The sequence below is a fragment of the Streptomyces sp. AK08-02 genome (assembly GCF_033795085.1).
Lineage (GTDB): Bacteria > Actinomycetota > Actinomycetes > Streptomycetales > Streptomycetaceae > Streptomyces > Streptomyces echiniscabiei.
Window position 1 is genome coordinate 75,103 of sequence record NZ_JARAZV010000022.1, and the last position, 12,540, is coordinate 87,642.

General features: G+C 68.5%; 14 protein-coding genes and 1 pseudogene. 7 read left to right on the forward strand and 8 right to left on the reverse strand.

The genetic code is table 11. The features are described from left to right. Positions 1-200 precede the first annotated feature (200 nt). Positions 201-998, forward strand: a complete 798-nt coding sequence (locus PV734_RS37950; protein WP_319093331.1) for an SAM-dependent methyltransferase — start codon at positions 201-203, stop codon at positions 996-998. Positions 999-1,075: 77 nt separating this feature from the next. On the opposite strand, the gene PV734_RS37955 is transcribed toward PV734_RS37950, so the two are convergent. Further along, complete coding sequence (locus tag PV734_RS37955) at positions 1,076-1,915, reverse strand: inositol monophosphatase (RefSeq protein ID WP_319293943.1); 840 nt, start codon at positions 1,913-1,915, stop codon at positions 1,076-1,078. A gap of 65 nt (positions 1,916-1,980) precedes the next feature. Here PV734_RS37955 and PV734_RS37960 point away from each other — a divergent pair, with 65 nt between their 5' ends. After that, positions 1,981-2,880, forward strand: coding sequence for a LysR family transcriptional regulator (locus tag PV734_RS37960; RefSeq protein ID WP_319093333.1), 900 nt, complete (start codon positions 1,981-1,983; stop codon positions 2,878-2,880). A 9-nt stretch (positions 2,881-2,889) separates the two neighbouring features. Here the strand turns inward: PV734_RS37960 and PV734_RS37965 are convergent, their stop codons facing one another. Beyond that, positions 2,890-3,498, reverse strand: a complete 609-nt coding sequence (locus tag PV734_RS37965; RefSeq protein ID WP_319293945.1) for an NAD(P)-binding oxidoreductase — start codon at positions 3,496-3,498, stop codon at positions 2,890-2,892. Between the two features lie 182 nt (positions 3,499-3,680). Further along, positions 3,681-4,007, reverse strand: a complete 327-nt coding sequence (locus PV734_RS37970; protein ID WP_319293947.1) for an antibiotic biosynthesis monooxygenase — start codon at positions 4,005-4,007, stop codon at positions 3,681-3,683. A 495-nt stretch (positions 4,008-4,502) separates the two neighbouring features. Here PV734_RS37970 and PV734_RS37975 point away from each other — a divergent pair. Then, positions 4,503-4,589: pseudogene (locus tag PV734_RS37975) on the forward strand (type I restriction endonuclease subunit M); the annotation flags it as partial. A gap of 26 nt (positions 4,590-4,615) precedes the next feature. On the opposite strand, the gene PV734_RS37980 reads toward PV734_RS37975, so the two are convergent. From PV734_RS37980 to PV734_RS37995, 4 genes are all read right to left on the reverse strand, one after another. Next, entirely contained in the window at positions 4,616-5,131 is a 516-nt protein-coding gene (locus PV734_RS37980; RefSeq protein ID WP_319293949.1) for a hypothetical protein, read from the reverse strand. Positions 5,132-5,286: 155 nt separating this feature from the next. Next, positions 5,287-5,652 (reverse strand): ankyrin repeat domain-containing protein, encoded by a 366-nt coding sequence (locus tag PV734_RS37985; RefSeq protein ID WP_319293951.1) that lies wholly within the window; start codon positions 5,650-5,652, stop codon positions 5,287-5,289. Between the two features lie 446 nt (positions 5,653-6,098). Then, positions 6,099-6,881, reverse strand: coding sequence for a DUF4253 domain-containing protein (locus PV734_RS37990; RefSeq protein ID WP_319293954.1), 783 nt, complete (start codon positions 6,879-6,881; stop codon positions 6,099-6,101). Positions 6,882-6,972: 91 nt separating this feature from the next. After that, positions 6,973-7,590, reverse strand: coding sequence for a DUF6000 family protein (locus tag PV734_RS37995; protein WP_319293956.1), 618 nt, complete (start codon positions 7,588-7,590; stop codon positions 6,973-6,975). Between the two features lie 301 nt (positions 7,591-7,891). Between PV734_RS37995 and PV734_RS38000 the strand changes: the two genes are divergently transcribed. Then, a complete protein-coding gene (locus PV734_RS38000) occupies positions 7,892-8,824 on the forward strand; it encodes an aminoglycoside phosphotransferase family protein (RefSeq protein WP_319293958.1) in 933 nt (310 codons plus the stop codon). A 166-nt stretch (positions 8,825-8,990) separates the two neighbouring features. On the opposite strand, the gene PV734_RS38005 is transcribed toward PV734_RS38000, so the two are convergent. Further along, positions 8,991-9,584 (reverse strand): NAD(P)H-dependent oxidoreductase, encoded by a 594-nt coding sequence (locus PV734_RS38005; protein ID WP_319293960.1) that lies wholly within the window; start codon positions 9,582-9,584, stop codon positions 8,991-8,993. Between the two features lie 292 nt (positions 9,585-9,876). Between PV734_RS38005 and PV734_RS38010 the strand changes: the two genes are divergently transcribed. The 3 genes from PV734_RS38010 to PV734_RS38020 all read left to right on the forward strand — a co-directional run bounded on the left by PV734_RS38010 (position 9,877) and on the right by PV734_RS38020 (position 12,483). Continuing rightward, the gene (locus PV734_RS38010; protein ID WP_319293962.1) at positions 9,877-10,449 is read left to right on the forward strand and encodes a hypothetical protein; all 573 of its coding nucleotides are present in this window, start codon (positions 9,877-9,879) and stop codon (positions 10,447-10,449) included. Positions 10,450-10,652: 203 nt separating this feature from the next. Further along, positions 10,653-11,294 (forward strand): class F sortase, encoded by a 642-nt coding sequence (locus tag PV734_RS38015; RefSeq protein WP_319293964.1) that lies wholly within the window; start codon positions 10,653-10,655, stop codon positions 11,292-11,294. A gap of 124 nt (positions 11,295-11,418) precedes the next feature. After that, positions 11,419-12,483 (forward strand): S1C family serine protease, encoded by a 1,065-nt coding sequence (locus tag PV734_RS38020; RefSeq protein ID WP_415924331.1) that lies wholly within the window; start codon positions 11,419-11,421, stop codon positions 12,481-12,483. Positions 12,484-12,540 lie beyond the last annotated feature (57 nt).

The window sequence follows — 12,540 nt, forward strand, 5'->3', positions numbered from 1 at the left end:
GTCCGGCGCGTGTGACCGGTGGCCACCCCGGAAGGACCTCGGGGTGGCCACCGTGTCGCTCGCGGACTCGGCGACACGGATGACACGGACGACGCGCAAGACGTGAAGAGCTGGAAGACGCGGCATACATATCGTCGACTCGGGCGTTAAGTTGAACCTTGCACGAAGGCGTCCGTTACAGCCGAGGAGACGATGCCGGCATGTCCGAATCCGAACAGAAAATCGACACTTCGGTACCGCACTCCGCCCGTATCTGGAACTACTGGCTGGGTGGCAAGGACAACTACCCCGTCGACGAAGCGGCCGGCGACGCGTACACGGCAGTGTTCCCCGGCATCGTCACGATCGCGCGCAGCAGCCGGGCATTCCTCGGCCGTACGATCCGCCACCTGGCCGGGGAGGCGGGCATCCGCCAGTTCCTGGACGTCGGCACGGGCCTGCCGACGGTGGACAACACGCACGAGGTGGCCCAGTCGGTGGCCCCCGACGCCCGCATCGTCTACGTGGACCACGACCCGCTGGTCCTGACCCACGCCCGAGCCCTCCTCACCTCGACCCCCCAGGGCGCGACGGACTACGTGGACGCCGAGCTGTACGACACGGATCGCATCCTGGAGGCGGCGGCGAGGACGCTGGACCCCACCCGCCCGACCGCGCTGATCCTGAGCGGCATCCTGGGGCACGTGGCCGACCACGAGGTGGCGCGCGGCATCGTCCGCGACCTGATGGCGAGCCTCCCGTCCGGCAGCTACCTCTCCCTGAACGAGGGCTCGCGGGGCACGGATCCGGCCTACGAGGCAGCGCAGGACGCCTACAACGAAACGGGCGCGGTGCCGTATTTCCTGCGGCCGGTGGAGCAGATCGAGGCGTACTTCGAAGGACTCGAACTGGTGGAGCCCGGAGTGGTCTCGGTGCCCCTGTGGCGGCCGGAGCCGAGCGCGTCCGGAGTGACGGCTCCGGCGATCGGGCAGCACGGCGGGGTGGGGCGCAAGCCGTAAGCAGATCGGTCGCCCTGCCAGGACCGAGCCGGAGTCCGGTCCTGCCAGGGCGATCGCCGAGTCCCACGACGGAGTTCTCAGGTCTTCGGAAGAAGGCGGCCCCCTTCAGGAGGTGAGGTCTTCAGGAGGTGAGGACTGCAGGAGGTGAGGACTTCCAGCGCCGCGGCGTGCACACCCGGCGCGGCGGCGAGGTAGCTCTGACTGGCCAGTTCCCACGGTTTGCCGTCGAGGTCGGTGACGACACCTCCGGCCTCCTGGACCAGCAGCACGCCTGCCGCATGGGACCGGACGTTGTCGAACTGCCAGTGCAGGTCCATCCGGCCCGCGGCGACCTGGGCGAGCTGGTGGGTCACCGGTACGGAGACCCGTACGTACAGCGCGGAGTTCGTCATCGCGGTGAAGGCTTCACCCATCCGCTTCGCGAGCTCGGGGTCGCGACCCGGCTGGGCCTGCCCGGTCCCGGCCAGTGCGCCGTCCAACGACGTCTTGACGGAAACACGCAGCCGTACGTCGTTGAGGAACGCCCCGTCGCCCTCGGTGGCCGTGAACATCTCGTCGAGGACCGGGAAGTAGACCACCGCCAGCACCGGGCGGCCGTCACGGACGAGGCTCACGCCGATGTTCCAGTCGGGCATGCCGTGCACGGCGTTGACGTTGCCACCGACCGGGTCGATGAGCCACCACTCGCCCGTGGCCAGCGGTCCCGATCCGTGTTCGTCGTTGAGCCAGCCCGCGCCCGGCAGGGCCTCGGTCAACGCCGGGCGCAACGTCTCGACCACGGCCGCGTCATTGGCCTGGAGGTTCGCGAGCAGTTCGGGGAGCCCGGACTGACGGGACTCGGTCGAGTAGCGCGTCATCATCCGGGCGCCGGCGTGGCGGACGGCGGCGACAGTGGAGGCAAGCAGTTCCTGGGTCATGGGACGCTCCTGGAGTTAACTGAAGTTGATTGAAGTGGATCTATGTGTTGTTAGGGTTTACTTTCATGCAACTGGACTTGAATCTGCTGACCGTGCTCGACGCCCTGCTCGAAGAGGGCAGCGTGATGGGCGCGGCCGAGCGGCTGCACCTGTCCTCGCCCGCGGTCAGCCGCACCCTCGGCCGGCTCCGCGCCGTCACCGGGGACGACATCCTGGTGCGCACCGGCCACTCGATGACTCCCACCCCGTACGCGATGTCGGTACGGGAGGACGTGCACCGGCTGGTCAGGCAGGCGCACCAAGTGCTCGCGCCGGTCCGCGAGTTGGACCTGGCCGAGCTGGATCGCACCTTCACGATCCAGTGTCACGACGCGGCGGCCGCGTCACTGGTACCGGTGCTGGTCGAGCGGATCCAGCAGCGGGCTTCCGGGGTTCAACTGCGGGTGCTGGCGGAGAACTCCGTCGACACCGACGATCTGCGACACGGCCGCGTCGATCTGGAACTCGGTGGCGGGAGACCGAGTCTGCCCGAGTTCCGGTCCGAGCCGCTCGGTGATGACCGGCTTGTCGTGGCGATGCGCACGGACCATCCGTGCGCCGCCGGACTCGACCTGGCCTCCTACGCGGCGCAGCCACATGTGGTGATCTCCCGGCGCGGCCGGCTCACCGCGCCGATCGACGAGATGCTGGCCGCCGAAGGCCTGCGGCGCCGGGTGGTCGCGGCGGTGGCAACGGTGTCGACCGCTCTGCAGATCGCCGCCCGTGGCGACGCGCTGGTCACCTGCACGGCGATCCTCAGCCGCCCGCTCATCGAGGCGTTCGGGCTCCTCACCCGGCCGCTGCCGATCGAGACTCCGGCAGCGACGATCAGCTGCAACTGGCACCAGCGCTACGATTCCGACCCCGCCCACTCCTGGCTGCGCGAGCAGGTGCGGGCGTCGTTCGAGGAGATCACCGCCGGCTGACCGCTGCACCTACTCCGCCAGCGGCAGGGCCACGGCACCGGGAAAACCAGGCGCCTCCGCCTCGTCGAGCATCGCCGCAGCGACGGTTTCCCGGCTGACCTTCGCACCGAGGTCGAAGGGAAGCCCGGCCTCCAGGCCGACCGTGCGCCGACGGGGGCTTTCCGGCCCGTCGGCGAGCATTCCGGCATGGAAGACCGTACCCCCGGCCGCGAGAACGGTGTCGTCGGCGTCGACCTTGTCCGCGAGCCGGTCGCCCAGCACCTTGGCGAGCATGGCCGCGCCCTCCCCCGCCGCTTCGGCCGACCTGCCCGTGCCGTAGGCGCCGAGCCAGATGACGCGCCGCGGGCCGGCGGCGACAACGGCCCGGGCGCCGGTCAGGAGAGTCCCGGCCCGGTCCGTGCCGAGCGCGGAAAGGACCACGGATTCCCCGTCCACGACGGCGGCGATACCGGCCGCGTCGTTCACGTCGCCCGCCACTTTCCGCAGGTTCGGGGAGTCGGGCAGGGCGATCCGCTCGGGGTCACGCGCGATGGCGGTCACGGTGTGACCACGTCGCAGCGCCTGTCGGGTGAGGGCGATGCCGGTCTGGCCGGAGGCCGCGAGGACGGTGAGGTTCATGTCGAGAACGTTAGGGAGTTCCCTAATTAACATCAAGTGCATGTTACTGACTTGATGATTTACCCAGACGCAATTAAAAGCCCGTCTACGGCGCCGGGTGCACGGCGTCACCGATCAGGGCACGCGATCCTCAGCGGTGCGCCGAGAACCGCGGCAGCGGCTCGGCGCCCGCAGCAGGAGGCTCAGCCCTGCTTGGGAGCGGCCTGCTGGACCACATCGAAGGACCAGAGGGTCGAAGCGGACGCGGCGGGCTTGGGCTGCTCCCCACCGGCGGCCGCAGGACGGTGCGCCGACTGCATCGGGCCCGCCATCCAGGCCTGGAAGTCCTCCTCGCTGCGCCACCGCGTGTACACCAGGTAGCTGTCGGTGCCCTCGACAGGCCGAAGCAGCTCGAACCACTCGAACCCGTCCGACCCCTCGACGGCCCCGGCCCGCGACGCGAACCGCTTCTCCAGCGTCTCGCGCTGCTCTTGGGGAACGGTCAGTACGTTGATCTTTACGATGCTCATGAGGCCCATCCTGCCGCAGGGTGTCGCTGACGGTTCCGTGTGGGGGCGGTGGCGGATACGGGGTCCAGCTCACACCAGCCGAGCTTGCCGACGGTCAGTTCGGCCAGGCAGGGGGCAACAGTGGCCAGGAGGATGGTCAACCGCGTTGAACCGGCCTGCCCCGCTGACGCTCACGCCCCTGTCGGCCCCAGGAAACCGGACGCCACAGGCGGTCTTGACGCCTGCCCTGCGGTGCGGTGCCATGGCCTTGTCGAAGGAGGGGCCGTGGCACCCGATGGGTACAGCGATGCCGGGGACCGTGCTGGTGAGGGTGGTGGTGACCGGCCCGACAGCTCACCGGATACGCACCGTCCGGGACCTGCGGACAGTTTCTGGGTGGGAGTGCTCGTCCTGATCGTGGTGGTACTCCTCCTGACCGTCCTCGTGGCCCACATGGACTGGAGTCCTGGAGACCCGACCAACAACATGCCGCCCTACAAGTGACGCTTCCGCCGCATGGTCGATGAGTTCGCGCAGGACGCCATGCACAGGAGACTGCGGCGGGACCGCGAGGCGCTGCTCCGGAAACTCGACGGCTTGTCATGTCATGTCATGTCATGTCATGTGAGCTAACCGTCCTCGCAGGCCCGTGCCTTGAACTCCGCCACCGGGACAGTGACCGACGATTCGTCGCCCTCGTAGCGGACCGTTCCCGGGGTGAGCCGGTCCCGGTCGGGCAGGGTGAAGGAGACGCTGCTCGACGACCACGAGTTGTCCTTGGTCCAGCCGTAGAGCATGTACGTGGTCTTGGCGGTGAGCGGCTTGAGAGGTGTGGTCGCGGTCCAGCCGGCGGCAGGAGTGTCGAGGGTCCAGGTGGCGAGACCGGACTTGAGAGGGCGCGCGGCGGTCCATGAACCGACCGTCACCTGCTTGTCGGTGTCATCGCTGTCCACGTAGAGAGTCGCGCCGTCGATGTGATGACCGCAGACCATCATGACGCCGACCAGGTGACCGTCGTCGGTCACCGAGATCCCGGCGACGGCATCAACGGCAACCGTGCACCCCGAGGTTGCGGCCAGTGCCGCACAGGCCGCGAGGGCGCCGACGGAACGCCGGACCAACGGCCACGAAACTGTCGACTGCACGGTGCCCCCTGACCAAGGGTCGCTATTCGTACCCCTGTTACACCGGATGGTAGGGACGATCCGCGTCGAACTGTGGCGCCGCCGCCGACCCGTTGTTGGCTCGTTGTGGCTCCGTGGCCGGAGGGACAACTGTCGGTGAGCAGGACACCCATGCTTCACCCCTCAGCGCCTTGCCCCAGGAAATGCCTCAGCAGACGCTGGGCCGGTGCGTGGTCGTACTCCTCCGCGAATTCCATCGGCGTCTGCCCGTTGCGCGAGACCAACGCCGGATCAGCTCCGTAGGCAAGCACGACCGCAGTGAGCGCGGCATCCGGGCGGCCACCGGACTGAAGCGCCGAATCCCCTTCGAGTTCGATGGCGTGCGCGAGCAGCGTCAGCCCGAAGCAGACTTCGTTCGGGTCTGCGCCTGCGTCAAGAAGCGCGGCCAACTCTTCGTGGTCGCTGGACTCAACCGCCCGATGGGACGGCGTCCAAGGCTTCAATTCCACTGACGCCGCACCCCACTTCATGCCCGCCTGCATGAGACACGCCGTTTCCTACGCGTTGCCGGGACCGTCGACGAAGCGAAGCAGCACGGCGGCCTCCACGCAGAGTCGCTCGGCTCGGTCGGCAACAACTCAAGCGCCGCGCCGCGGAGTTCGGCTTCGCCCACGGGCACCGCCTCGGCGTTGTCGAGTGCGCCGAGTGTTGCCCGCACGACGCTCACCGCGACCTTGTCCCGGGCGCGCATCGCCTCGGGCAGAGCTTGACGCATATGAAGACGTAGGGACATGCAGGTGATCGTATGGCGGCGCTCCTGGACCAACACGCGATACGTGTGCGCGCAACACGAGGCCTACCGCCAAGCGCGCGCTAGGCGACAAGATCAGGTGTCCACTCGGCCATGAGAGCCGACAGCCGGGAGTCCGCTCCCTGGGGCGACCGAGGAAAGCGGCCAAGCGCTTCCGCTTACGGGCCAACTCCCTGCCTAGTCCCACCAGAACGACCAGCGAGTCCGCCCCGGAAGGGCCGCCGCGTACTCGGGGAACGGCGTCGGCGGGTCGTCGACGATGTTGTCCGCGGTCGACAGAACGTGCTCCAGAGCAAGCCGGTTCACTCGCTCGGCTTCGACAGGGGGCCGCGCGACCGAGACACGTAGCTCGCTGCCGGACACCGCCATGACCTGAGCGCCGAAGCGGTCCTCCCAGCTCCGCAGGAGTGCGCACAGCAGAGCGAGCGGTGCGTCCACCGACCAGCCGAGCAACGCCAGGGCATCGCTGCCGCGCCCGGCGGGGACGAGAACGAGGCGACACTCGTCCAACCCGCACCGGCCCGTCTCGACGATTTCCTGCAGCATCCCCGACACAGCTTCCTCGGGCGTCGGGCCCGCGGAGGTGACCGGCATCCCCGGTGCCAGGCCAGGCCACTGTTCGAAGGGCGGCCCAGGGTCGTGTGGCCAGGGTTCGACTCCTTGAGGTACCCAGGCAGGCGTCGGGTCCGTCCATGACGGCAGTCTCTGTCGGCGGTACTCGGTGAAGTCCGCGGTCAACACCTCCTCCAGACGGACGGCGTCGACGTGGTCCGGGCCGAGTGGTCTTCCCAGGGCGTCGAGCCGGCACAGGAGCGGAACCAGGCCGTTGGTTCCCTGCTCGCTCAGCAGGCGGGGCCACAACTCATCGATGTCTTCGGGGAATTCGTCGGAGACCCAGGCGTGTACGGAGTCACGGGGCAGGAAACGGCCGACAGGCAGACCATCAGGCAGGGCGAACATGGCCGTCACCGTAGACCGCCCCACTGACATCGCGACCATCGGCGGCAGCAGGTGGGGTGGGCTCCCCGGGGTGGGGCGTCTCCGTTGTCAGTTACGTATCCGTACAGTGCCGGGCGCCGACCTCGACCAAGTCGCAGAGACTGCTGATGGACCTGCGCAAATCGTCCGGGTCGTCGGTGTTCTTGCTGGGCGGTCCGGCGAGCCACCGGTGCCAGAGGCCGTCCGGGGTCAGGAACCTGGCCGCCCGATCGGTGCCGAGCCTGGTGTCGAGGTGCAGCAGTGCGCCGAGGGCGGCCCTCTGGTCGTAGTAGAGGTCGGGGCGGAGCAGGTAGTGGTCGAGATACGCGGCCAGGAGTTCGGCGTCGGCTGCCGTGCCGAAGGCGGTCAGAGTCACGCAGTAGGCCAGGCCCGCGCAGCAGACTTCGCTGGCCAGCAGGAGTTCGCCGAGGCGTTCGCGGAACTCGGTTCTGCCCGAGACTGCGATGAGCCAGGCCGCGGTCCTGCGCTCACGCCATCCGCAGTCGAGCAGGAGGCCCAGTTCACGGGGTGTGATTTCGGCGGCGGTCTCGCCCAACTTCTTCAGGAACTCGGTGCGTTCGGGTTCTGCCTTGCGCAGGAGGCCGCCGCCGAGCCGGAGGTAACGCCGGTCGGGCGTGACATAGCGATGGACCAGGGCGAGCAGCTCGGGGTCCTCGTAGGCGTGTCGCATTACGGCATCCTCGCCCCGGCGAAGCCCTTCGGCCAACGAATTGACCGGCCGCCGGGTTCAGTGGCCGGCTCGTCGTGGTGTTCCCAACACATCCAACACATCCAACACATCCAACACATCCAATCCAGACGAATCGAGGCCGGGCCGGGCCAACCGTACGGACGGTACGACCCGCGCCGGACCCATGACGCCCAGTACTCCAGCTGTAGATCGCGATCTTCGTAGTGGGCGGTTTGCCGGGCGGCGCCAGCGGTCTGCTGGGGCTTGGTGGCCGCGGCGGGCCGACGCGTAGGGTGCCGGGATGATCGCGATGCCCGAGGAGTTCGCACAGAGCACGGTCGACCGCGAGGGGGCTGCCGGGGCGGCGTGGATCGCTGAGTTGCCCGGGATCGTGGAGGAGTTGCTGGGGCGCTGGGGGTGCGTGCCGGACGGCGAGGTCATGCACGGAGGCGTTGGTCTCATCGTTCCGGTACGACGGCGGTCCGAGGAGCGCGCCGTGCTGAAGGTGTCGTTTCCGCATCCCGGCAACGTCCATGAGCCGGATGCGTTCGTTGCGTGGGGCGGTTGCGGCGCCGTTCTGTTGCATGAGCGTGACGACGAGCGGTTCGCGATGCTGCTGGAGCGGGTTCAGCCGTCGACTCTGGCTGAGGTCGAGGACGGCGACGAGGTGGTGACGGTCGCCGGGCGGCTCAATCGGCGCCTGGCCATCCCCGCACCGCCCGGCCTGCCCCGGCTGCGTGAGCAGGCCGATGCCTGGGATGATCAGCTGCGCAGGGACGCCGAGGAGCTGCCGCATGCGCTGCCGCGTCAGGTGCTGGATGCCGCCGTGGCGAGCGTTCGGGAGCTGGGTCACGCCCAGCCGGACACCCTCATCCACGGCGACCTGCATGCCCGGAACATCCTGCGGGCCGTCCGAGAGCCGTGGCTGGCTGTCGACCCCAAGGGGTACGTGGGAGATCCCGCCTACGACGGCGGCACACTGCTGAAGTCCCACGCGCTGACGCTCCTCGAAGCGGATGACCTGCGCAGGGCTGTCCACCGTGTCTTGGACGTCTTCGCCGAGGCCGCGGAACTCGACCGTGAACGCGTCCAGCGGTGGGCCCAGTTCCATGCCGTCCAGGCTGCGTACTGGGGCCGCCGCCACGGCTTTCGTATAGCCCGCAGCGGACCACGGCTGGACTGGCTCACCGGATTCGCCGACAGCCTGGCGGCGTTGCTCACCGAACGCGCGTAGTGCGTGATTGTGCTGGCCGGCCTCGCCACGACATGGCCCACCGGCTCGGCCTGTCGCACCGGCGGCGGCTCCACCAACAGCGATCCCTCACCAGCCGTTACCGGCGACGAGTCGCATCTCATATCCCACATCCCAGACATGAAGATTGCGATCTACAGCCGGATTACTAGCCTCCGTACGGCCGAGCCTGCCGTCCCTCCCTCAACACCCTGCCCCACCACACCACTTGCCCCAGCATCACCTTCGCCGCCGTGTCCGGGCCCGACGGATCCCTCGGGCGGCCCCCCTCGTCGAACGCCGCCCCCGCGTTGTGGAACGACACCGTGTCCCGGACCGTCGTCGCGTGGAGTTCCGCGAAGACCTGGCGGAGGTGTTCGACCGCGCGGAGGCCTCCGGAGACGCCGCCGTAGGAGACGAAGGCGACCGGCTTGGCCTGCCATTCCGTGTAGTGCCAGTCGATGAGGTTCTTGAGGCCGGCCGGGTAGGAGTGGTTGTACTCGGGGGTCAGGACGATGAACGCGTCCGCCGAAGCCAGTTTCGGGGTGACCGTCGCCAGCTGGGCCTTCGCGTCCGCGTCGGTCGCGAACGTCGTCGGGAGGGCGGTGTCCGCGACGTCCACGACCTCCGCCACAAGGTCGTCGCGACTCTCCAGCCGGTTCAGGAGCCAGTCGGCCACCACCGGGCCGAAACGGCCCTCCCGGTTGCTGCCGACGACCACGGTCACTCGTACGGGCTCGACAGGTTCAGTGTGTGTCTGCATGCGGTACAGCCTCATACCTCAAGCTTTCTTGAGGTCAAGCCCAGCAGTCGAATTCCTCCCTGTCACCCGTTCACACCGCCGACTCCCGGCCATCCGGTTCCTTTCGCGACACTCCAGCAGTACGGCGATGACCTGCCCGGATACCGACGCGTCGGTCGTTTGCCGCGATGCCCGGCCACCCGTTCACCGTATTTCTGACGGGCCATCAGGGAGCGCGTCCGGGCCCCTGCCGCTTATCTCGGTAACAGACCACCCCGTCCGCAAGCTCTCGGATCCCGGAGGAGCAAGCCCGATGCGCCGTACCGCCGCCGCCCGTCCGCTGACCGGTATCGCGCTCGCCGTCGCCCTCGCCGGACCTGCAGTGGTCATCACCCTCACCTCCGCCCTCGCCGCGCCCGCCCACGCGAGCAGTGGCGGGACGCTGGAGGTGTACCCGGCGACCGTCACTCCCGGCACCCGGGTCACCGTCAACACGACCGCCTGCGGCAGCGGCGGTACCGCCGCCGGGGACGCCAGTGCTGTGGGCGCGGGGGTCTTCGTTCTCGCGCCCGGTACGCACAGGGAAGTCGCCGTCGGGCAGTTTCGGGTGCCGCCGGGTGCGCAGCCCGGGACGTACGAGATCGTCGCCCGGTGCGATGGAAAGGCGGATGCGCGGCAGGTCAGTGGTGATCTCGTCGTGACGTTGACCTCGACCCGACCGCCTGTGCGGCCTCCTGTGCAGCCCAGGGGGAGTGTGAAGACGGGGGTCGGTGGCGCGCTCGGCCCTGACCCCGTGCAGACCACGGCCGGTGTGGCGACTCTCGCCGCCGCCGGCGTGGGCGGTACCTGGCTCCTGCATCGCCGGGCGAGAGGCGACAGGATCTGACGGACACCCTCCGCCGTCCGTCGGCCGGTACCGCATGTCCCCCTCCCCTCCGGGCCCGACGCCCCTCGCGGCCCGGAGGGGGGTCGGGGTGAACCATCAGGGATGAACCAGGGCAGGGCATCAGGGGGAAACAGGGGCGTCCAGGAGTCGGCCCATGAGGTGGCCCGTGAAGTGGTCCGGAAACGGTTCAGGAGGTGGTTCACGTGCGCAGATTCACCGACATCCTCATAGCCGCCCTCACCGTCACCGCCCTCTGCTCCGGCGCCTGGCTGGTCCGCAGCGGCGGCGAGACCCACGCCCCGCCACAGCCGTCCGCCGCCCAGGCCCGTACGCGGCCCACCCACCCGGAGTCCTCCCACCCGGAGTCCCCCACCCCGACCCTCCCGCCCTCCCCGCCCCTCCGTATCCGCATCCCCGCCATCGGCGTGGACGCCCCGCTGATGGGCCTCGGCCTCACCGCCACCGGCAGCTTGGACGTACCGCCCGCCGAGCGTGAGAACCTGGCCGGCTGGTACGAGGACGGCACCGTCCCGGGTGGGACGGGCACCGCGATCGTCGCCGGGCATGTCGACAACGCCGACGGACCCTCCGTCTTCTACCGCCTCGGCGCCCTGGAGAAGGGCGGCGGGATCGAGGTCGAGCGGCTCGACGGGAGCACCGCTCGCTTCACCGTCGACGCCGTCGAGGTGTACGACACGGAGAACTTCCCCGACGAGAAGGTGTACGGGGCCGCGAAACGGGCCGAGTTGCGGGTCATCACCTGCGGGGGGAGATATTCGCGGTCGACCGGATATCAGGGGAACGTGGTCGTGTTCGCGCATCTTACGGGAAGTCGGAGGGAGTGACCGGCAGGCTCCCTTTGCTCATCCCTCATCGCTTCCCCTCGGCGCGACAGGGAATTATTCGGGCATTATCCTGGACGTGACGTTCACTTCCCACCAGGAGGCCCTTATGAGGCCTACAGGAAGAATGTGCGTGGCTGTCACATCGGCCATCGCGTTGACCGGGAGTGTCACAGCGGCTTCGGGGGTTTCGGCCGGCAGGGCGGACGACCCCAAGGAGGTCTTCGAACAGGTCGCGCCCGCGACCGTACAGGTGCTGGGAGTCGACCGCAGCGGTACGGGCGTCATCTACGACGCCGACAACGGTCTCATCATCACCAACGCCCATGTGGTCGCCGGTCAGAGTGCTCTTCAGGTCCGTATCGAGGACCGCGAGCCCGTGCCGGTCCGGCTGATGGGCAGCGATCCCTGTGAGGACCTGGCGGTCGTGAAGCTCGTGTCGCCGCAGAAGGACCTGGACGAGGTGAAGTTCGGCACCAGCGGCGACCTCGGTCAGGGGGACGAAGTGACCGCGATCGGCTATCCGGCGGCAGCAGGCGACGCCGGCCACCAGAAGCCCGTACTCACCAGCGGTGTGGTCCAGTCGCCCGACGTCGCGGAGCAGGGACAGCTGAGCGGACCCAATTTCCCGTCGGCCGTCCAGCATTCGGCGACGCTCAATCCCGGCAATTCCGGCGGCCCGCTGCTCAACAGTGATGCGGAGCTCGTCGGGATCAACTCCTTCAGCTACACGGGTTCCATCGAGGGCCAGCACTACGCCATCAGCAGCGACCATGCCGCGCCCATTGTCAAGGAGCTCGCCGCCGGAAAGAGCAAGAACAATCCCGGTTGGGGATCGTTGCTCGCGATTTCCGACCCCGACTTCCCGTCCTACTTCCCGGCGGACGACCAGGAGAGCGCCGACGCATTGCAGCAGATTCTTCGGAAAGCGCATGTCGACGGTCTCTATGTGTCGAGCGTCTCCAGCAATTCACCGGCGAGCGAGGCGAAGCTGGCCGAGGGCGACATCATCACCCGCCTCAAGGACACGGCTGTCGGCACCGTCCCGAAGGTGTGTGGCATCCTCCAGTCGGCCGCGCCAGGGGAGAAACTCGGCGTCGACGGCGTCTTCACCAGCGAAGGCCAGTTCGATGACGGGACGCCTTACGCGTTCGGTGACCCCTGGCATGTCGACATGACGCTCAGGAAGTGACCAGCGGTGAGTGGTGTTCGCACTGGTGGTGACCGGTGCGAACACCATACGAACACC